At 59.4% G+C, this 20237-nt stretch carries 18 protein-coding genes; 15 read left to right on the top strand and 3 right to left on the bottom strand.

Annotated features, from left to right (window positions below):
* Position 1: 1 nt before the first annotated feature.
* The 12 genes from PPUTUW4_RS18390 (at position 2) to PPUTUW4_RS18330 (ending at position 10732) form a co-directional block, all read left to right on the top strand.
* A complete protein-coding gene (locus PPUTUW4_RS18390; protein ID WP_015096040.1) occupies positions 2–1096 on the top strand; it encodes an IpaD/SipD/SspD family type III secretion system needle tip protein in 1095 nt (364 codons plus the stop codon).
* Positions 1097–1205: 109 nt separating this feature from the next.
* Positions 1206–1484, top strand: coding sequence for a phosphopantetheine-binding protein (locus PPUTUW4_RS18385; RefSeq protein ID WP_015096039.1), 279 nt, complete (start codon positions 1206–1208; stop codon positions 1482–1484).
* A 304-nt stretch (positions 1485–1788) separates the two neighbouring features.
* Positions 1789–3372, top strand: a complete 1584-nt coding sequence (locus tag PPUTUW4_RS18380) for a winged helix-turn-helix domain-containing protein (protein ID WP_227698099.1) — start codon at positions 1789–1791, stop codon at positions 3370–3372.
* Positions 3369–3821: a transglycosylase SLT domain-containing protein gene (locus tag PPUTUW4_RS18375; RefSeq protein ID WP_015096037.1), complete on the top strand. Its 453-nt coding sequence runs from the start codon at positions 3369–3371 to the stop codon at positions 3819–3821. Before PPUTUW4_RS18380 ends, PPUTUW4_RS18375 begins: the two co-directional genes overlap by 4 nt.
* Positions 3822–3947: 126 nt before the next feature.
* Positions 3948–5123 carry a PrgH/EprH family type III secretion apparatus protein gene (locus tag PPUTUW4_RS18370; RefSeq protein ID WP_015096036.1) on the top strand — a complete coding sequence of 392 codons (1176 nt, stop codon included), beginning with the start codon at positions 3948–3950 and terminating at the stop codon, positions 5121–5123.
* A 10-nt stretch (positions 5124–5133) separates the two neighbouring features.
* Positions 5134–5394, top strand: coding sequence for a type III secretion system needle filament subunit SctF (sctF, locus tag PPUTUW4_RS18365; RefSeq protein WP_015096035.1), 261 nt, complete (start codon positions 5134–5136; stop codon positions 5392–5394).
* 60 nt (positions 5395–5454) lie between these two features.
* The gene (sctI, locus tag PPUTUW4_RS18360; RefSeq protein WP_015096034.1) at positions 5455–5763 is read left to right on the top strand and encodes a type III secretion system inner rod subunit SctI; all 309 of its coding nucleotides are present in this window, start codon (positions 5455–5457) and stop codon (positions 5761–5763) included.
* Positions 5760–6482, top strand: coding sequence for an EscJ/YscJ/HrcJ family type III secretion inner membrane ring protein (locus PPUTUW4_RS18355; RefSeq protein ID WP_015096033.1), 723 nt, complete (start codon positions 5760–5762; stop codon positions 6480–6482). Before sctI ends, PPUTUW4_RS18355 begins: the two co-directional genes overlap by 4 nt.
* Positions 6466–7725, top strand: coding sequence for a type III secretion apparatus protein OrgAB (locus PPUTUW4_RS30375; protein WP_015096032.1), 1260 nt, complete (start codon positions 6466–6468; stop codon positions 7723–7725). Before PPUTUW4_RS18355 ends, PPUTUW4_RS30375 begins: the two co-directional genes overlap by 17 nt.
* Positions 7715–8152 carry a hypothetical protein gene (locus PPUTUW4_RS18340; RefSeq protein ID WP_041474926.1) on the top strand — a complete coding sequence of 146 codons (438 nt, stop codon included), beginning with the start codon at positions 7715–7717 and terminating at the stop codon, positions 8150–8152. The genes PPUTUW4_RS30375 and PPUTUW4_RS18340 overlap by 11 nt, the downstream gene beginning before the upstream one ends.
* 43 nt (positions 8153–8195) lie before the next feature.
* A complete protein-coding gene (locus tag PPUTUW4_RS18335; protein ID WP_015096030.1) occupies positions 8196–9569 on the top strand; it encodes a hypothetical protein in 1374 nt (457 codons plus the stop codon).
* Positions 9570–9712: 143 nt separating this feature from the next.
* Positions 9713–10732 (top strand): quinone-dependent dihydroorotate dehydrogenase, encoded by a 1020-nt coding sequence (locus tag PPUTUW4_RS18330; protein WP_015096029.1) that lies wholly within the window; start codon positions 9713–9715, stop codon positions 10730–10732.
* Between the two features lie 244 nt (positions 10733–10976).
* On the opposite strand, the gene PPUTUW4_RS28315 is transcribed toward PPUTUW4_RS18330, so the two are convergent.
* Complete coding sequence (locus PPUTUW4_RS28315; protein WP_003223300.1) at positions 10977–11192, bottom strand: ribosome modulation factor; 216 nt, start codon at positions 11190–11192, stop codon at positions 10977–10979.
* Positions 11193–11722: 530 nt separating this feature from the next.
* On the opposite strand from PPUTUW4_RS28315, the gene rlmKL reads away from it, so the two are divergent.
* Both rlmKL and PPUTUW4_RS18320 read left to right on the top strand, forming a co-directional pair.
* A complete protein-coding gene (gene rlmKL / locus PPUTUW4_RS18325; protein ID WP_015096028.1) occupies positions 11723–13993 on the top strand; it encodes a bifunctional 23S rRNA (guanine(2069)-N(7))-methyltransferase RlmK/23S rRNA (guanine(2445)-N(2))-methyltransferase RlmL in 2271 nt (756 codons plus the stop codon).
* A gap of 198 nt (positions 13994–14191) precedes the next feature.
* A complete protein-coding gene (locus PPUTUW4_RS18320) occupies positions 14192–16591 on the top strand; it encodes a diguanylate cyclase (RefSeq protein WP_015096027.1) in 2400 nt (799 codons plus the stop codon).
* 137 nt (positions 16592–16728) lie between these two features.
* On the opposite strand, the gene dacB is transcribed toward PPUTUW4_RS18320, so the two are convergent.
* Positions 16729–18189 carry a D-alanyl-D-alanine carboxypeptidase/D-alanyl-D-alanine-endopeptidase gene (gene dacB / locus PPUTUW4_RS18315; protein ID WP_015096026.1) on the bottom strand — a complete coding sequence of 487 codons (1461 nt, stop codon included), beginning with the start codon at positions 18187–18189 and terminating at the stop codon, positions 16729–16731.
* Positions 18190–18424: 235 nt separating this feature from the next.
* Between dacB and PPUTUW4_RS18310 the strand changes: the two genes are divergently transcribed.
* The gene (locus PPUTUW4_RS18310) at positions 18425–18769 is read left to right on the top strand and encodes a YggL family protein (protein WP_007971486.1); all 345 of its coding nucleotides are present in this window, start codon (positions 18425–18427) and stop codon (positions 18767–18769) included.
* 114 nt (positions 18770–18883) lie between these two features.
* Here the strand turns inward: PPUTUW4_RS18310 and PPUTUW4_RS18305 are convergent, their stop codons facing one another.
* Positions 18884–20098 (bottom strand): benzoate/H(+) symporter BenE family transporter, encoded by a 1215-nt coding sequence (locus PPUTUW4_RS18305; protein ID WP_015096025.1) that lies wholly within the window; start codon positions 20096–20098, stop codon positions 18884–18886.
* Between the last annotated feature and the right edge of the window lie 139 nt (positions 20099–20237).

The raw sequence follows: 20237 nt of genomic DNA, 5'->3' as shown, positions 1-20237 counted from the left end.
TATGAGAATTGCAGAGCCCTCACATCCAGGAAGCGGTTTGCCTGCTGACTTCAATGCCAACGTTGATGCGCCGCTGCTTCCCGAAATGCCTGCCGAAGTCCACGCTGGATTTTCCCTTGCGCAGTTGCTCGAGCGTTCGGGGAAGGTGCTCAATCGTCACCTGGAAAACATGCTTAAGTGTCAAGCGGGCGTTCCAAGAGACCTTCAAGGCTCGCCTGCAGAAATTCTTGCGCAGTATTTTTCGTCTACCGAGTTTGCCGAGCAGACTCACGCTAAACGTATTCGATCGCTGATGTGGACACACCAGATGCGTCAGACTGGAATGGTGTTCAATCTTTGCCTCGATACGCTGCCAATGGAGCAACGTCAGCCACTCTACGATGAGCAAGATCGTATTCTCGATGAGCACAGACGAATGTCGGTGCCGGATGAGATCGCTGACGAGTTCGACGCGCGAGTGAACTCTTCAGTCGAATTTTTCGACAAGCTGATCGACCTCATTGACCTGATCAAAAAAGGTTATCTGGGCGGTTATGAATACATTATGGATGCCTATTCGGACTTCTTCGTCGATTTCAATGAGCTAATTACCGCGAGGTTGAAAGACTGGGTCGTGGGTGAGGACCAAGGTAACGGGGTCTGGTTGTACAACGGTCCGCTGCGAACCGCACTCAATGAGCTGATCAAAAAATACAGCCATCCAAATCCTGCATCCGTGCTGTTTCCCAAACCCGGAAAAGAAGGCGTGAGCAGGGAGGAAGCGAAAAAGTGGCTAGATACGCTGGGGCTGCCTGACGCTTGCCTTAAGCTAAATTCCGACGGCAGTTACTGCGTCGTCATAGACACTGGGCCGCTTTGGACGATGCGAGACAGCCTGCCACCAGGCGGGGGGAATGATAGTGTTTACTTCGATAACGCCAGATTCCAGGCTTGGCAAACCGGCTTCAATGCCCAGGAAGAGCGCCTGAAAAACACATTGCAGTCCTTCACGCAGAAATACTCGAATGCCAATTCCTATCATGACAATTTCAGTAAAACGCTGTCTTCACATTTGAATCAGTTTTTTGACATGTTGAAGGCGATGTTGAATTTTTGATGTGAGTCCGGGTTGTTTGGGCAAAGCATTTGAATGTCAGTAGATCGGGCGTAACACGGGTTCGTTTGAGCTGGCGTTGCGCCTGCGTCTTGTTATGTGGGAGAAAAGAATGTCAGATGAGTCAAGTGATAAGTTCGACATCGCGAGTCAAGTAATCAAGGTTTTGTCGGACTATTTTCCGGCGGGTCGTCGAGGCATCGAGTTGACTTCGCGATTGGTCCAGGATTTGTATGTTGACTCCATCAGTCTGATTGAGATTGTCATGGCGCTGAATGAAACCTTCGGTATTGACCTTCCTGAAGATAGAGTCGGGTTGTGGAGGACGGTAGAAGATGTTTGTGAATCAGTGATGAGTTCAAGAAGTTGCCGGGCGTCAGATTTGGAGTGAGAAAACAAAATGCCTTGTTTATATAGAAGCAAGGCATTTTTTCATGGTTGTTGTTTGTTTTGCGATTTTTCCTACAGGAAAAATCGTAGTTTCATTGCGTAATAAATCAATTCTCCTACGGAACCCTCCTACTCAATTTCCTATAGTCACGCGGTTTGTCATCTCGAGCCTGATCACGAACAGGCTTGATTGCGCTCAGTAACTTTCTATAGAGAAATTTCAAAGTATGGACAGTGCAGCTGATCAAACGCTGGTCAAGTCATTCGTTTTTGACCACTGGCTATTGCAAAGTGATGGAACGCTGATGCGAGATGGAGATGGCGTTCACGTCCCGCCCAAAGAGTTGAATGTTTTGCGCCTGCTGCTGAAGTCGGCGGGGGCGGTCGTCAGCAAGGATTATTTGCTGGACCATGTATGGCCCGAGATGGATGCCGCCGAAGAATCCTTGACCCGCTGCATTTATGCATTGCGCAAGCTGCTCAGGGAAAACAAGGATTACATTGCGACGGTATACGGCCAGGGTTATCGCTTTACCTGTGCGGTTGTCGAACTCGACACACCGGGTCAGGCGAGGGCTGTGGCGCCTTCGCTGGCTGTTTTGCCGTTTCGCAATCTGGGGGATACGGCAGCGCTGGATCTGCAGGATCTGATGATCCGTCAGTTGACGTTGGCGTTCGGCGAGATGTTGCACGTCATTCCCTCGGGATTGATGGCCGCATATACGCAACCGGTCGATGTGCGGTCGCTGGTCGGGCAGTTGTCTGCGGACTACTGCTTGAGCGGGCGTTGTAGCGGCCCAAGCGATCAGCAGCAATGGTCGGTCGAGTTGATCCGTGGCCGCGATCACGCTCTGCTGCATGGGCAGACACTGGATGCCCGTGATCCCGGGGCATCGCTTGGGGCATTGACGTGCCTGGTTGCACAGCGCATTCCCGGCTTGAGTTTTGTCGGTGATGCCTGCGCGTCATACCCGGCAGCGGTGGCGTACCTGCGTGGTTTGTGTAGCGTGCAGCAGCACACGCCGCAAAGCCTGCGCGATGCCCTGGTACTGTTTCGCCAGTGCCTGAAGCTCGATGCCGGGCACACATTGTCCTGGTATGGTTTGGCGGATGCGTGGCTGGGGCAGGCAATGATCGGATCCTGTGATCAGGGCCGGGCAATCGACGAGGCACAATCGGCGATTTCCAATGCCTTGGCATTGGACCCTGGCAACATCCCAGCATTGGCCCGCCTGGCTTTGCTCACCAGTCTGGGCGGCTGCGAACAGGCGGCCCAGGTGCTTTTCCGACGCTGTCTGCTGGCTGCCGATCAGGCTGACGTTCATTACTTTCATGCCTGGCATCACTGGTTCTGGCGGCATAACGATCTGGCTGCGCAAAGCATCGATAATGCTCTGCGGTACGATCCTGATTGCGTAAGGGCGCAGGTCTTGCGTATGCGCATTGCGCTTGCCGCAAGTCCCGAGTCGGCCTTGCAGATGGCTCGTCGAGCCCTGCAACAAGGCGCCTCGGGCAGTTCGTTGCTGGTGATCCTGTATGCCGTGGTGTTGGCTTATTTTGACCATCACGCGGCAGCCTGGAGCGAGCTCGAACAGGCCGGGCTCTGCGAAAGCGCAATCGGTGAACAGGGACTGGCTGCCTGGAATGTGCTGTTCGGCGTCAATCCGTTCAGTGCCCGCGACTTGCATGCGAACTGGTTGGCTCTGACCCGGTTGCGATCCGTTGATGACATTCCGTTGTCAGGTGGGTCCGGTTTATCGGGTGGTCCGGTGATTGAGCCGCTCTGGAGTTCTTTGCAACGAACACCTGAAGTGGGCTATCAGGCATCGACGCAGGACGATCCTGTCCGCGAGCAACTGATGCTGGTCAGCGAGCGGCGTATGGCATGACACAGCGCGGACTCAAGTGGCTAACGGTGCTGGTGTGCCTTGGCGCGGGTCAGGCGCAAGCCTGGTGCTGGAATGAGGCGGGGGCGCGACATGCGATCGAACCCGAACTGCTCCGAGCGATTGCCGATGTCGAATCGGGACAGAATCCGAACGCAATGAACTACAACAAGGATGGTTCGCGAGACATCGGGTTAATGCAGATCAACAGCCATCATCTCCCCCGGTTGAGTGCCCAGGGCATCACTGAGCAGCGACTGTTGGGTGATCCTTGCCTGTCGGTTGAAGTCGGTGCGTCGGTGCTTGCCGATTTTATCGCGCGTTACGGCTACAACTGGACGGCAGTGGGTGCCTACAACGCCGGTCATTCACCCGACCGGCAAGCCGCGCGCCTGCGCTATGCACGCAAGGTCTGGCAGCGTTATCAGGTGTTTTCCCTGGCTCGACAATGACGGTGCCATGAGCGCTGGCGCAAGATTCTGATCCTCCGCAGGGCGCGATCGGCAGAATTCGATCAGGAAGCCTGCAGCCAGCCTGTCTACCATGCCCGCTCATTTCACAGCCCAGGAGCTGCAACGGTGACAGTTCTGCCGACCCCCGACCCACAACCTTGCGTTCTACGGATACTCAATGGCGCGCTGCAAGGTTGCGAATTTCCCCTCGGCGAAACTACAACCCTGTTCGTGGTAGGGACTGTGGATCTGCTGGGAGAGGGGGTACTGACTGCCAGCGTCCCGGCGGATGCGATCTTCGTTCCCCTGGAGTCGGGGGGATGCAATTTTGAGGTATTGGCCGATCAAGTCACGCCGGATGGTCTGCCGCTGCGGGTGCTCAATGAGTCAATGGAAGTGCGCCACTGTGCCTTCCACACCAGGGTGCAGATCGGCGGCCTGCAGATCGCCCTGCGGCCTGAAGACCAATCCTGGGCACCTGAACTGCTCGGGCTGCAACCTGAAGCTACCACTGACGCCGCTGCTGTTGCGTGGTGGCGTGCCCCGCTGTCCAGGTGGGTCGCCAGCGGTCTGGCACTGGCCGCACTGGTCACCGCAGTTGGCATCTGGTCGATGCCTGGGCTGCCCACCCCTGAAACCGATGTTCGCGCGTTGATCGCCGGGGCCAGTGACGAGGCCAGGGTGTTGAGCGGTCGTGACAATGCGATCTATGTGTTCGTGGCTTCCGAACGCGATGCCGGCTGGAGTCGGCAAGTGCTGGTGCGGCACAACACGCTGAGCGGCAAAGTGCTGGTGATGGACCAGGAGCGTCGTCGGCTGGAGCATTTGCTGGACGACCATGATCCACAACTGGCCTGGCACTCCATTGATCTGAAGGATCCATCGATACCGCGACTGCTGCTGAGCGCACAACGCAATCTGCTCACCCCGCAAAAACAGGCAAAACTGCTCGAAGCACTGCTCTTGGCCGCGCCATATGCCCAGGACATCGCGGTGCAAATGCAGGATGACAGCCTGCTCGTCGATCTGGCGCAAGAGGGGTTGCAGCGCCTGTCACTGGACTTCAGCCGCGTCGAGCACGAGGACAGTGTCACGTTTGCCATTGCCGGCAATTTGCAGGATTCCGAATTGGCGAATGCTCGCCGGTACGTCGACAGCTTTTACCGGCAGTGGGGGGATCGCTACGTGCACTTCACCGTCGAACTCAAGGACGACTCGCTCAAGGACAAGTCGTTCCAGACCGGCCCGCAGGGCTACATCAAGATGACCTCGTCATCCTGGCATTTTCCTACACAACACTAAGAGGTGACTCATGGCCGACATCGGTATCCCCATCGACTTTTCCGATGACTTTCTCGGGCGTCAGGCCCAGGCATTCGAAGACGGTGCATCCAAACTCAAGGACAAGCTGGACGAAGCGCTGAAAGAATTGGAGGGCAATGTATCGGACCCTGGCAAGTTGGCCGCTTATCAGACCGCGTTTTCATCCTACACAGTGTTTCGAAACGCCCAGACCAACACCATCAAGGGCTTCAAGGATATCGACATGGCGATCATCCAGGCAGCTCGCTGATTCATCCTTTTTTGACCGGCCATTGGTACGTGTCAATGGCCATTTTCACGAGTGCATCGCATGGCTATTCAAAATATTTCCCTGTCTGACATCGGCCGGACAGCCTTTACGGAATTGCGCGGCCCCCAGGAAGGACCGATCGTATCCCTCGAGTCCCGATTGATCGAAGCGTTTGCCGGTTCCGCGGTCAATAGCGAGCAGGACGTTGCAGCCATCAATCAGATCATGCAGCGCCCGGATATCACCAGCCCCGAAGTATTGGCCAAGTTGCAGGAGCTGACAGGACAATACAACGTGGACATCAACCTGCTTAACGTACTGGTCCGCAAAGCGGTAGGTACTGCCGAAACCCTGTTGCGTGCCTCATGAAGCCTGGCGTGTTGCTGATACTGTTGTGCCTGGCGCTTTCGGGGTGTCGCCAACCCAATCTGCTTGAAGGGCTGGATCAACAGCAGGCCAATGAAGTGCTTTCGGTGTTGCAGCGCAACAATATAGCTGCGGTGAAAGTCGATGCCGGCAAAACCGGCTATGCGGTGAAAATCGATCAGGTCGATTTTTCCGCGGCCGTCGATTTGCTCAACCTCTATTCCTTGCCTTCGCGGCCGCGCCTGCAAGTGGCAGAGATGTTTCCTGCCGACTCGCTGGTGGCCTCGCCCCGCGCTGAAAAGGCCCGGCTTTATTCGGCGCTGGAGCAGCGAATCGAACAGTCGCTGGGGGTGCTCGAAGGCGTGGTGTCGGCGCGAGTGCATGTCAGTTATGACCTGGAGGCCGGCGAAGGCGGACGCAAGGCGCCGCCTGTCCACCTCTCGGCAGTGGCGATCCATGAGCTCGACGTCGACCCGCAATTGCTGATCACCGACATCAAGCGATTTCTCAAGAACAGTTTTGCGGCGGTCGAGTACGAGAACATCTCGGTGGTACTGTCCAAGCGTTCCCCGACCCAGCATGTCGCGCCGTCCGTGGCTGCAACGCAAGGGCATTCGCACTGGGTCTGGTGGTTGGCCGCGGTGACCGCATTGCTGGTGGCCAGTGGCGCAGCCTGGGCTTACCGCCAATCAAGCGCAGGTCAGCATGATGTCGCACGCTGAGTGTTTGGCGCAGATTCTCGCCGAGCCCTTGAGTTATCTGCATCCGCAGCGCCTGCCGACGCCGCAGGGATTTGATCGGCCCGAGGCACGCCATTGGCTCAACCAGATCCTGCTTGAAGATCTCGAACGGTCAGGCCTGCGGCCTTCGACGCCGTTGACAGCCGTAGCCAGGCAATGGGTTCGCCATTGGCGCCAGCTGACCTACATCGCCAGGCTGATGGGCGCTTATCGCTTGAAGCCCGACCTGGCGCGAGGCGCGGCGTTGCTAGGCCTGCCCTTGTCATTGCGCCGGTTCGCCGGTTACAGCCTCGGTGTTCGATGCGGCCTGCCGATCGAGGGCTCGCCCGTTTCGATAGAGCAGATCGAAGCCGCCGGCCTCAATGCGTTATGGAGTTGGTACGAGCAGGTACCGCCAGCCTTGCTCGAACGCCTGACCTTGCAATTTTCCGAACCGGTTGTTCGCCTGCACAGGCAATGGCCGGTCACGCAACCCGATACAACTCTTTTCTTTTGGCGGTGCAATATGCTCGACGCTATCCGAACCCTGACTGAACTCCCCGAGTCGAGCGACGCCCATTTGTCCCGCGAGGACATCGCCGCCGCACGTCGACGCCGGACCTTGCAGCGACAGGCGCAGCGCTGGGCCCGCGATTGTGTCGAGCAGGCCCGGCGTGATGCCCAGGCGCTTCATGCCCAGGCCTTTCAGGAGGGCTATGCGGCGGGCATCTTGCGCGCGACCGGGCAGCTGGCTGACGGCTTGCTGATGTCCCAGACGCTGGGGCTGCAATTGCGCAAAGACCTTGCGCAGGCCGCCCGCGATTTGCTCGCACAAGCCTTGGGTCGTCCCGAATGGCTGGATGACATGCTGGAGCGCTGGCTGAGCGAGCAACCGGGCGATTCGAGCGCCGTGTTGCAAGTGCTGCTGCCGCTGCGTTGTCGGCCGCAGGGCAATGAGCTGCGCGAGCGCTTGCGCAGGCATTGGCCCGGTGAACTGGTCCTCGACTATCACCCGCAAGAGCGCTATGTGGCGCGGCTTGCAGATCAGTTGCTGGAATTCGATCTGGAAACGACGCAGCAACGACTGGAGCCGCGGTTGCTGGCGTGCGTTGCGAACCTGCCGGAGTCGGTCCGCGCTCTGGACCGGGCTGCCATGCAGGCGCTCACGGATCTGTATTCGACCTTTGCCGAACGCACGGCCGGTTGCACTGAAACGGCCCCGACCGAGGTCCTCCATGAAGATTGAAAGCGGTTTGAGTCTGCGCACAACCGAGAGCGGGGGGCGCGCAACGCTCGAGTCGCTTGAGTCACGTGTGCTTGCGGCCAGCCGGAACGTGCCTGAAAGCAAGCGCCCGGACCCCGAATTCGAGCGCTTGTATGAGTTGCTGTCAGCCATGGAGGGGCAGGGAGAAAAGGTCATCTATGAGTTTCTCCGTTCACTTCGAGGTGCAGATGACCAATCACCCGCGTACCCCACTGCCCAGGCGTTGATGGCGGTCACGCTGCAGGTACTGGTTCGATTGAAGGACGACGGTCTGGAAAAGTCGCTGCTTTATAAGGAAATCAAAGGTGCCAATGGCCTGGCGTTCAGCATGGATCTCTTCGTCAAGGGCTTCATGCGTGAGGTGTTTCAACCGATTGAGGATGACGCTTGGGAGAAGAGTGAGTGGTGAGGCCGGGCACTAAGAATTTAATTAGCTGATCAGGGACGCGATAATGAATATTTCGATTGGTGGTTCAACAGGATATATCTCTGCCAATTCAGGCAATGAAACCTCACGCGTCAGTTCAGCTGCCATCGGTTTGAGGGAAGCTCTTGATCTCGTGAGCCCGGATTTTCATGCGGGACAGCTGGGGTCACCCAGGCAAATTGCTGCGGGGATAACACGCCTGGGTAACAGGATTGATAGCGAGTTGGAGGTGCTCCTTGAGGCGCAGGGCGAGACGGGCCGCGATTTGGCGGCTGCGGTGTGGAGCTTCATTGGCGATGGGACCCCTTTGAAAGGGGCGCAACATGAGGTGCTAGACGTTGTAATCAACGGGTTCGATGCATCTGATACCCAGCAAACCCGCGAAAGTCGAATGCAGTCCATTGTTGATGCGGGCTTGGAGTTGCTTGAGAGCGCCCGAGGGCCCGGGCTGAACCTGCTTAATGTCGCGGCGCGCACAGGCCTGGTCGTCACCCTGACCACAGTATTGCGTCAGTTGGTCGGTTTTTACGTGGAGAAAGCTATCCGGGAGGGCGATTCACCCGAGGCATCTCGCGCATGGGAGGTGGCCGCCATCACGATGATTGGTCCGGCACTGAGCCTGATGGGTGCCATCCGCGATGAGTGCGCAGGCACCGCCAATCTTCAGACTCGACTGGGGCGAGTGTGTATGGCGAGCATCACGATGGGGGCGCTGATCGCGGCACATCTGACCGGCGCATCCAGTTCAATGCTTTCGACGGCGGTCAATACGACTGTTTATACATTTGCCCGGGACCTGTGCAATGCCTTCTTTCCTTTCAAAGAAAAGAACGCCGGAGCGGTGAATGACAAAGCGACGGCAGTCTCCATGGCAGCCTTCGGTACGGTGCAGTATGTGTTGGAGCACTTGGCCCCACTGATGCCTGCCAGTGGCCCGGGGCGCGCAGCGGCGGACCTTGGTTGGAGCCTGGGGGCCGATGCCATTGCCGGAGCCGTGAATGCTTTGGGCGCGGTGATTGACGATGTCGTCTTTATCCTTTGCCGAAGTTGGTCGCTGTTATCGCCATCAGTGGGGTTAGAGGCGGCATCGGTTGACCCCGAATCACTCCGGCAACATGCCCTTGAAGTGCGCACCGAAGCACGCGTGCCCACGGCACAACAGTTGAGGGATGCGATGTTCAATAACGCGGCGTCGCGAACTTCTGCGTTTATGGGCATTGTTCTTGCCTTGGGGGCCGCAACCGTTGAACTGTCGTTGACTGAACTTGGTGAAAACACTCAAGCGCAACTCGTGAATATCGGCCTGGGGATGATGATGATGCTCATCTATTTCCCATTCATCTGGAGTTGCTCCCAGAGTGCGCCTGAGGCTAAACCTGCAGCGCTGTCGCAGGCGTAACCTGATGCGCCACCACCCGGCTCGACAGCGGCGATCCGGGTGGTGGATGAGGTCTGCGACGTTGAATCGCAGAGTTTCTCGCCCGCCACCCTCCACATGGCTATAATCGCCCCACTTTTCGTAGCCTTGAGTCAAACCCGCCCATGTACACCCTGGCCCGTCAGCTGTTGTTCAAACTCTCCCCGGAAACCTCCCACGATCTGTCCCTGGACCTGATCGGCGCGGGCGGGCGTCTTGGGCTCAACGGCTTGCTGTGCAAGGCCCCGGCGAAAATGCCGGTGAGCGTCATGGGCCTGGATTTCCCGAATCCGGTGGGGCTGGCCGCCGGCCTGGACAAGAACGGCGCGGCCATCGACGGTTTTGCCCAGCTGGGTTTCGGTTTTGTCGAAATCGGCACCATCACCCCGCGTCCACAGCCGGGCAACCCCAAGCCTCGCCTGTTCCGTTTGCCGGAAGCCGAGGCGATCATCAATCGCATGGGCTTCAACAACCTCGGCGTCGATCACCTGCTGGCCCGCGTGGCGGCGGCCAAATACAAGGGCGTGCTGGGCATCAACATCGGCAAGAACTTCGATACGCCGGTCGAGCGTGCCGTGGACGACTACCTGATCTGCCTGGACAAGGTGTACGCCCACGCCAGCTATGTGACGGTCAACGTCAGTTCACCGAATACGCCGGGACTGCGCAGCCTGCAATTCGGCGACTCGCTCAAGCAGTTGCTGGCTGATCTGGCCGAGCGCCGCGCGGAGCTGGCCTTGCGTCATGGCAAGCATGTACCGCTGGCGATCAAGATCGCGCCGGACATGAGCGACGAAGAAACCGCACAGGTTGCACAAGCGCTGATCGAAACCGGAATGGATGCGGTCATCGCCACCAACACCACCCTGAGCCGCGTCGGCGTCGAAGGCATGGAACATGGCGACGAGGCCGGTGGTCTGTCCGGCGCACCGGTTCGCGACAAGAGCACCCATACCGTGAAAGTGCTGGCATCGGAGCTGGGGGGTCGCCTGCCGATCATCGCGGCTGGCGGCATTACCGAAGGCAAGCACGCCGCAGAGAAAATCACCGCAGGCGCGAGCCTGGTGCAGATCTATTCGGGCTTCATCTACAAGGGCCCGGCGCTGATTCGTGAATCCGTAGACGCCATCGCCGCCCTGCGCTGATCCCCTGTAGGAGCGAGCCTGCTCGCGATGGTCGATAACGATAACGCGTGCTTTCTGGATACACGCGATGTTTTCGAGTCCATCGCGAGCAGGCTCGCTCCTACAGGGAAATTGCGTTTCCGGGAGGCATAAAAAAGGGCCCCTTTAAAGGAGCCCCTGGGCCGCAGCCCGCCGTCCGGATGGGACGTGCGTGGTTAATTCAGTACAAAATCAGATTGTCGTGTCGCAGTGTTGTGCCCTGTAATTAGCCGACGGCGTGAAGTTCGTTGAGTCTGTGGATTCCCGCAGTGCCGGTCATACCGTCCCAGTTGTCGCCGCGTCCTTCTCGCCAGCCGTTGATCCAGGCTTGGCGTACCGACGGTAGAGTAAATGGGCAAAGCTCACGGGATTTGCCACCAACGCCATATTGATATCCGCGCAAAAATGCTCTTTCCAACGGATCACGCTTAAGTCTTCTCATAGGGTGTTGCCCTCACTTGTTGACTGTATTTATCGCGTCGACCTCTATTGAGGTCTGGCAGAAAAACTCTGCCGTTGGGGGCTCGTTGCCGGCGTGACGAGCCAAGGTGTTGGCGTCATTGCGGCGCCAACCTGAGTTGAGTTCTAACCAATGCGTCACATCGAGGGAATGATCGTTTTGTCATAAGGACGTAACCATTCATGTGTTAAGGCCATAAGTAACAGAGTGTTTGTAGCGTATTTATTAGCCAAACCCCGGTATGATCGGCTCTGCGCTGGATGATGGGCTTAATCCTTTAGTGAGAATGGCTCCTGTTGCCGGGAGGTACTATTCGACGAAGGGTCGACTTATGACATTTCATTGCATCAACTTTTTTATCTGTCCTTGCATCTAAGCTCATTTAACCCGAGCAGCAGGGGTGGAACGGCACACCTTCGTGCCACGCGGGCGCTCTTCGAGAAAAGCGCCTGATTGAAAACCGGACCGGCAATGCGTTGCCCGGTCGCTCAGCTAAAGGTTCTGGAATTCCCATGTCCGATCGTTTCGAACTCTTCCTCACTTGCCCAAAAGGCCTTGAAGGCCTGCTCATCGAGGAAGCCGTCGGGCTTGGCCTTGAGGATGCACGGGAGCACACCTCTGCCGTGCGCGGCATGGCCACCATGGAAACCGCTTATCGCCTGTGCCTGTGGTCACGCCTGGCCAACCGCGTGCTGCTGGTGCTCAAGCGTTTCCCGATGAAGGACGCCGAAGACCTGTACCACGGCGTACTGGACATCGAGTGGCAAGACCACATGCTCAACGACGGCACCCTGGCCGTCGAATTCAGCGGCCATGGCTCGGGTATCGACAACACCCACTTCGGCGCGCTGAAGGTCAAGGACGCAATAGTCGACAAACTGCGCACCCCGCAAGGCGACCGTCCGTCCATCGACAAGCTCAATCCGGACCTGCGCATTCACCTGCGCCTGGACCGTGGCGAAGCCATTCTGTCTCTCGACCTGTCCGGCCACAGCCTGCACCAGCGCGGCTATCGCCTGCAGCAAGGTGCGGCACCGCTCAAGGAAAACCTCGCGGCCGCCATCCTGATCCGTTCCGGCTGGCCACGTATCGCGGCCGAAGGCGGCGCGCTGGCCGACCCTATGTGCGGTGTCGGTACTTTCCTGGTGGAAGCGGCGATGATTGCCGCCGACATCGCGCCGAACCTGCGCCGCGAGCAGTGGGGCTTCACTGCCTGGCTCGGTCACGTCCCGGCGTTGTGGAAAAAACTCCACGAAGAAGCGTCCGAGCGCGCCGCGGCCGGTCTGGCCAAGACACCGCTGTGGATTCGCGGCTACGAAGCCGATCCGCGCCTGATTCAACCGGGTCGCAACAACGTTGAGCGGGCCGGCCTGAGCGAGTGGATCAAGATCTACCAGGGTGAAGTCGCGACGTTCGAGCCGCGCCCGGACCAGAACCAGAAAGGCCTGGTGATCTGCAACCCTCCGTACGGCGAGCGTCTGGGCGACGAGGCGAGCCTGCTCTATCTCTACCAGAACCTCGGCGAACGCCTGCGTCAGGCCTGCCTGAACTGGGAAGCGGCGGTGTTCACCGGCGCGCCGGACCTGGGCAAGCGCATGGGCATCCGCAGCCACAAGCAGTATTCGTTCTGGAACGGCGCCTTGCCGTGCAAGCTGCTGCTGATCAAGGTGCTGCCCGATCAGTTCGTCACCGGCGAGCGTCGTACGCCGGAACAGCGCCAGGTCGAGCGTGAGCAAGCCGCCTACGATCAAACGCCGAACGAACCGCAGGAACGCAAGTTCAATAAAAACGGCAACCCGATCAAACCGACGCCGGCACCGGCTCCGGTGGTCGAGCAGCCGCGCCTGAGCGAAGGTGGGCAGATGTTTGCCAACCGTCTGCAAAAGAACCTCAAGGCCCTGGGCAAGTGGGTCAAGCGTGAAGGTATCGACTGCTACCGCGTGTACGATGCCGACATGCCGGAATACTCCATGGCCATCGACCTGTATCACGACTGGGTCCATGTTCAGGAGTACGCCGCGCCGAAATCCATCGATCCGGAAAAAGCGTCGGCCCGCATGTTCGATGCCCTGGCAGCCATCCCGCAGGCGTTGAACATCGACAAGAACCGTGTGGTGGTCAAGCGCCGCGAGCGTCAGAGCGGCACCAAACAGTACGAGCGCCAGGCGGCGCAGGGCAAATTTGTCGAGGTCAATGAAGGCGGTGTGAAGTTGCTGGTGAACCTCACCGACTACCTCGATACCGGTCTGTTCCTCGACCATCGGCCGATGCGCATGCGTATCCAGAAAGAGGCGGCCGGCAAACGCTTCCTCAATCTGTTCTGCTACACCGCAACGGCCAGTGTGCATGCGGCCAAGGGCGGCGCGCGCAGCACCACCAGTGTCGATCTGTCGAAAACCTATCTGGACTGGGCGCGTCGCAACCTGTCGCTGAACGGTTTTTCCGACAAGAACCGCCTGGAGCAGGGCGATGTGATGGCGTGGCTCGAAGCCAGTCGTGACGAGTACGACCTGATCTTCATCGACCCGCCGACGTTCTCCAACTCCAAGCGCATGGAAGGCGTGTTCGACGTGCAGCGCGACCAGGTGCAACTGATCGACCTGGCCATGGCGCGTCTGGCACCCGGTGGCGTGTTGTACTTCTCCAACAACTTCCGCAAGTTCGAACTGGAGGCCAATCTCGGCGAGCGTTATGCGGTCGAGGACATCACTTCCCAGACCCTCGATCCGGATTTTGCCCGTAACGCCAAGATCCATCGCGCCTGGAAAATCATGGCACGTTGATGGTTGCCCCCCTGTAGGAGCGAGCCTGCTCGCGATGGTCGACAACGATAACGCGTATATCTTGGAGTACGCGGCGCTTTCGAATCCATCGCGAGCAGGCTCGCTCCTACAGGGTGCTGGTCAAATTAGTGGCTAATAGCTATAACTCCACTCAGGGCCAAAGGGCTTTCCTGCACCTGGCGTTTTGAGTTGCGTTTTATGTCGTTGCACGCCGTGCGCCCCAGGATCCTGGGTTTTATCAGCGAAGATGCCTCGGCCTGGCTGGTCGCGCTGCTGGTTTTGTTGATCGGCGGGGTGCTCACCGGCTTGCTGGCGTGGTCGACGCTGAATCTGTTTCACCATCAATTGCGGCAACGCTTCCAACTGCTGGCCAGTGAGCGTTACAGCCGTATCGAAGAACGTTTCGAAGATCAGGAGCAGCGCCTCGACGGCCTGCGCCGGTTTTTCGCCAATTCCGGTTCGGTGTCCCGAGCGGAATTCGACGGTTACACCCAACCTTTGTTGCTGCGAACCCAGGCGTATTCCTATGCCCAGCGGGTCACTCGTGACGAGCGGGCGGCGTTCGAGCGAAGGGTGCGAGACGAGGGCGTGAACAGCTTCACCCTGAGAGAGCTCAACGCCGACGGCCAATTGCAACTGGCCGGCGAGCGCGATGAGTACGTGGCGGTGCTGTATAGCCAGACGCAAAGCAAACTCGGCGCTCCCCTCGGTTACGACTTGCTGGCCCAGCCGCTGCGGCGTGCCACGCTCGAGCGGGCCGATCGGCGTGGCGGCATGGCGGTGTCGCAACCGATGCATCTGGTGAGTATCGAACCGGCTTATGCGCGCGGCGTGCTGCTGGTCGCGCCGGTCACGCAGCGCACCGGACAGGCCCACAATGCCACGAAGCCCTACGGGTATGTGATGGCCGTGATCAGCATGCGCCAATTGCTGGCGGACGGACTGCCGGAAGCGAGTCGCGACTATCTCTCGGTACGCATCCTCGATTTGTCCACCGACGACCGGCACGAAGTGCTGTTCGAGTCGCCCAACCCGCCAGCCGTCAGCGAGCTGTCGGCCACGCGCCTGTTGCGCATGGCCGACCATCACTATCAAGTCGATATCCGGCCCAGCGACGCGTTCGTGCAGGCCAACCATTCCTCCGTGACCAGTCTGCTCGTGTTGGGCGGATTGCTCAGCCTGTTGCTCAGTGCCTTGCTCTATGTGCTGGTCAGTCAGCGGCAGCGGGCGTTGAGACTGGTCGAACAGCGTACCCAGGAGCTGCGCGATCGGGAACAGGAGCTGCGTGGCACCCATGGTCAGTTGCGTGGCGTGCTGAATGCCGCCACCCAGGTTGCGATCATCGCCACCGACCTGCGCGGCGTCATCAGCACGTTCAACGCCGGTGCCGAGCAGATGCTCGGCTATAGCAGTGCCGAAGTGGTCGGCCATATGACCCTGGAGAACCTGCACCTGCCCCGGGAGCTGGCCGGTCGTTCGGCCGAGTTGAGCGCGCGCTATGGCAAGCCGGTGCCGACCTGCCAGGCGATGCTGGTCGAAGGCGACGTAGAGGGCGGTCACGAGGCGCGGGAGTGGACACTGGTGCGCGGCGATGGCAGCCATCTGATGGTCAACATGCTCGCCACGCCGGTGCTCGACGAGCAAGGCCTGTGGGTCGGGCACCTGGCGGTGTGCATCGACATCACCGAACGCAAACGGGTCCATGAAGCGCTCGCGGCGCGGGACCTGCTGTTGAAAAAACTCAGCGCCCACGTGCCCGGCGGCATCTACCAGTTCAAGATGGAATTCGACGGGCGCTTCAGCGTGATCTATGCCAGCGACGGCATTCGCGATATCTACGAGCTGGAACCCGACGTACTGCTGCTCAATGCCGAAGCGATCTTCACCCGCATTCACCCCCAGGACACTACACGTGTCCGCGCCTCGATCCGCGCTTCGGCCGAAACCCTCAGCCCATGGCGCGAGGAGTACCGCGTGCAACTGCCGCTACGGGGTTTGCGTTGGGTTCGCGGCGAAGCCACTCCGGAGGAGCTGCCCGGTGGCGGTGTGCTCTGGCACGGCTACATCTCGGACATTTCCGATATGAAGCGGGTGGAAGAAGAATTACGTGCGTTGTCAGTCACCGATTCTCTGACCGGTATCCATAACCGACGTTATTTCCAGGAGCGCCTGAGCACCGAAATGGTCCGGGTGGAGCGTGGCGGTGGGGATTTGTCGGTGATCATGCTCGATATCGACCATTTCAAGCGCATCAATGACCTGCATGGCCACGCCATCGGTGACCGGGTGTTGCAGGCAGTGTGCGAGCGGATCGGCCACCGGTTGCGTCGCACCGATGTGTTCTGCCGCCTGGGCGGTGAGGAGTTCATGGTGTTGTGCCCGGACATCGGCGGCGAACATGCCTATGTGCTGGCCCAGCAATTGTGGCACAGCCTGCGCAGTTCACCCATTGAAGGCGTCGGTACGGTCACCGCCAGTTTCGGGATTGCCAGTTGGCGCGCCGGGGAGGGCGCCGATGCCTTGCTGTTGCGCGCGGACTCGGGGGTTTATGCGGCGAAGCAGGCAGGGCGAGACCGGGTAGAAGAGGAGATGAATTAACCCGGGTTGTACGCTGCCCCTGTAGGAGCGAGCCTGCTCGCGATGGTCGATAACGATAACGCGGACATACTGGATGTACGCGGCGCTCTGGAATCCATCGCGAGCAGGCTCGCTCCTACAAGGGGCAGAGCTGTGCTTTACAACACCGAAGCCGTCTGCGGCGCTTTCGGTTGGCGGTACAGGTCGAGCAGCACCTGATCGAGCACCGACGAGGCGCCGAACGGGGCCTTGTCGTTGAGGATCGCCACCACCGCCCAGGTGTTGCCGTTGACGTCGCGACTGAAGCCGGCAATCGCCCGTACGGTGTTCAGCGTGCCGGTCTTGACGTGGGCTTCACCGCGCATCGCCGTGGTCTTCAGGCGCTTGCGCATGGTGCCGTCGGTGCCGGCAATCGGCATCGAACTGATGTACTCGGCGGCATACGGGCTGCGCCACGCCGCTTCGAGCATCGAGGCCAATTCCCGGGCGCTGACGCGCTCGGAGCGGGACAGGCCGGAACCGTTCTCCATCACCAGGTGCGGCGCGGTGATGCCCTTTTTCGCCAGCCACTGACGCACGACACGCTGGGCAGCCTTGGCGTCGTCACCATCGGCATCGGTGCGGAAACGTTGGCCCAGGCTCAGGAACAACTGCTGGGCCATGGTGTTGTTACTGTACTTGTTGATGTCGCGGATGATTTCCGCCAGGTCCGGCGAGAACGCACGGGCCAGCACCTTGGCGTCTTTAGGGGTTGGCGCCAGCACATCCCTGCCCTGGATGCTGCCACCCAGTTCCTTCCAGATCGCGCGCACGGCGCCAGCGGTGTAGGTCGCGTGGTCGAGCAGCGACAGGTAAGTCTGCGAGCTGCAGCCTTCACCCAGTTGACCGCCGACGGTAACGGTCACGGTTCCATCGGCTTGCGCCACCGGGTTGTAACGCACGCCACCGGTGCATTGTTTGGAGTTGAGGGCCTTGACCTGGTTGTCGATGCGGATGCTCGCAATCGGCGGTTCCACCGAGACCAGTACCTTGCCCGAGTCATTGCGCGCAACGAAGCGCAGCGCCTTGAGGTTGACCAGCAGCGAGTCGGGTTTGACCAGGAACGGCTTGTTGTCATCGTTGCCGTCGTCATTGAACTCCGGCAGTTGCGGTTGCACGAAGAAGGTTTTATCCAGCACCAGGTCACCGGTGACCTGGGTGACACCGTTGGCACGCAGGTCGCGCATCAGCAGCCAGAGTTTCTCCATGTTTAGCTTCGGATCGCCGCCACCCTTGAGGTAGAGGTTGCCATTGAGGATGCCGCCACTGAGGGTGCCGTCGGTGTAGAACTCGGTTCTCCACTGGTGGTTCGGGCCGAGCATTTCCAGGGCCGCGTAGGTGGTGACCAGTTTCATGGTCGACGCCGGGTTGACCGACACGTCGGCGTTGAACACCGTAGGAGTGCCGGGGCCGGTGAGCGGGATCATCACCAGCGACAGGGCGTTGTCCTGCAACTTGCTGGCTTTCAGGGCTTTTTCAACGTTGGGCGACAACGCGGTATTGATTGGAGCAGCGCAAACGGGGAGGGCCAGGGGGAGAAGAAAACCGGCCAACAGCAATGGACGCAAAGACTTGATCATCTGAAATAAAACCCTACAGCCGAGGGGGAAATAAGATGAGGGCATGAAGATAAATTCCCTCAATGGTCATGAAAGTGTCGGCATTATGCCCCAAGGTGTCACGACTTGTGCCGTGCGAGGGCTGTCCGATCGGCTATTTTTTTACCGACGGTAGGCGAGGTGGCCCAGAGAGTCAGGCAATCGGCGGCTTAAACTGCTAAAGTGCCGCCCGTTATTACTTAAGAGGATTGTTCCAATGGCGACTAACCGTTCCCAGCGTCTGCGCAAAAAACTGTGCGTCGATGAATTTCAAGAGCTGGGTTTCGAACTGAACCTGGATTTCAAAGAAGATTTGGCTGATGAAGCCATTGATGCTTTCCTCGACGCGTTCCTCAAAGAAGCCATGGAAGCCAACGGCCTGGGTTATGTTGGCGGCGACGACTACGGTCTGGTTTGCCTGCAGAAGCGTGGCTCGGTCAGCGCCGAACAGCGCGCTGCCGTTGAAGCCTGGCTCAAAGGCCGCACCGAGCTGACCAGCGTTGAAGTCAGCCCGCTGCTGGACGTCTGGTACCCGGAAAAGCCGATCAATCCGGTAGCTTGATGTTCTGAAAAAGAACGGCGACCCAAGGGTCGCCGTTTTTTTTGCCTTTTCTTTGTAGGAGCGAGCTTGCTCGCGATGAACCTGAGAACACCGCGGGGTGTCAGGCTTCCAGCGTTATCGTTGACGACCATCGCGAGCAGGCTCGCTCCTACAGTTCAGAATCAGCAGCGTCACCACCCCCGCGACAATCCCCCAGAACGCCGAACCGATGGAAAACAGCGTCAGCCCCGATGCCGTGACCATGAAGGTGATGAGCGCCGCTTCACGCTCCTTCACTTCGCTCATGGCGATGCTCAAGCCGTTGATGATCGAGCCGAACAGCGCCAGTGCGGCAATCGACAGCACCAGTTCCTTGGGCAGCGCGGCAAACAATGCCGCGAGCGTTGCGCCGAACACGCCGGCGACCCCGTAGAAAATCCCGCACCAGACAGCTGCGGTGTAGCGTTTGTTGCGATCTTCATGGGCGTGCGGACCGGTGCAGATCGCCGCGCTGATCGCCGCCAGGTTGATCCCGTGAGAACCGAACGGTGCCAGCAGCAAACTGGCGATGCCGGTGGTGGTGATTAGCGGCGAGGCCGGTACGGTGTAGCCATCGGCGCGCAATACGGCGATGCCGGGCATGTTCTGTGACGTCATGGCGACGACAAACAGCGGGATGCCGATGCTGATGGTCGCGGCCAGGGAGAACTGCGGTGTGGTCCAGACCGGCGTGGCGACCTCCAGGTGAAACCCGCTGAAGTCCAGCAGCCCCATGAAACCTGACAATGCCGTGCCGATCAGCAAGGCTGCCAGTACCGCATAGCGTGGCGACAGGCGCTTGACCAGCAGATAAGTGACAAACATTCCCAGTACCAGGGCCGTGCGGTGTTGCGCGGCGACGAAAATCTCGCTGCCGATCTTGAACAGGATCCCTGCCAGCAGGGCGGCGGCCAGGGAGGCCGGGATTTTCTTCACCAGCCGTTCGAAGCTGCCGGTCAGCCCGCAAATCGTCACCAGCACCGCGCAGGTCATATAGGCACCAATGGCTTCGCCGTAGCTAACGCCGCCCAGGCTGGTGATCAGCAGCGCGGCACCGGGGGTCGACCAGGCAATGGTGATCGGCGTGCGAAAGCGCAGGGACAGGCCGATGGAGCACACCGCCATGCCGATGGAGATTGCCCAGATCCACGAAGAAATCTGCCCGCTGCTCAGGCCCGCCGCTTGCCCGGCCTGGAACATCAGCACCAGGGAGCTGGTGTAGCCGGTCATCATGGCGATGAACCCGGCGACGATGGCCGAGGGCGAGGTGTCGGCCAGAGGGCGGATTTGCGTGTGGGTGGCGTCGTTCATGACGGTGGTGTTCCTTATACAAATGAAGATGCCCGCAGTAACGCTGAACCCTGTGGGAGCGAGCTTGCTCGCGATAGCGGTGGATCAGCCAACAGGAATGCTGAATGTGACGCCGTCATCGCGAGCAAGCTCGCTCCCA

Source organism: Pseudomonas sp. UW4 (genome assembly GCF_000316175.1).
GTDB lineage: Bacteria > Pseudomonadota > Gammaproteobacteria > Pseudomonadales > Pseudomonadaceae > Aquipseudomonas > Aquipseudomonas laurylsulfatiphila.
This window is presented reverse-complemented; position numbering and strand designations above follow the sequence as displayed.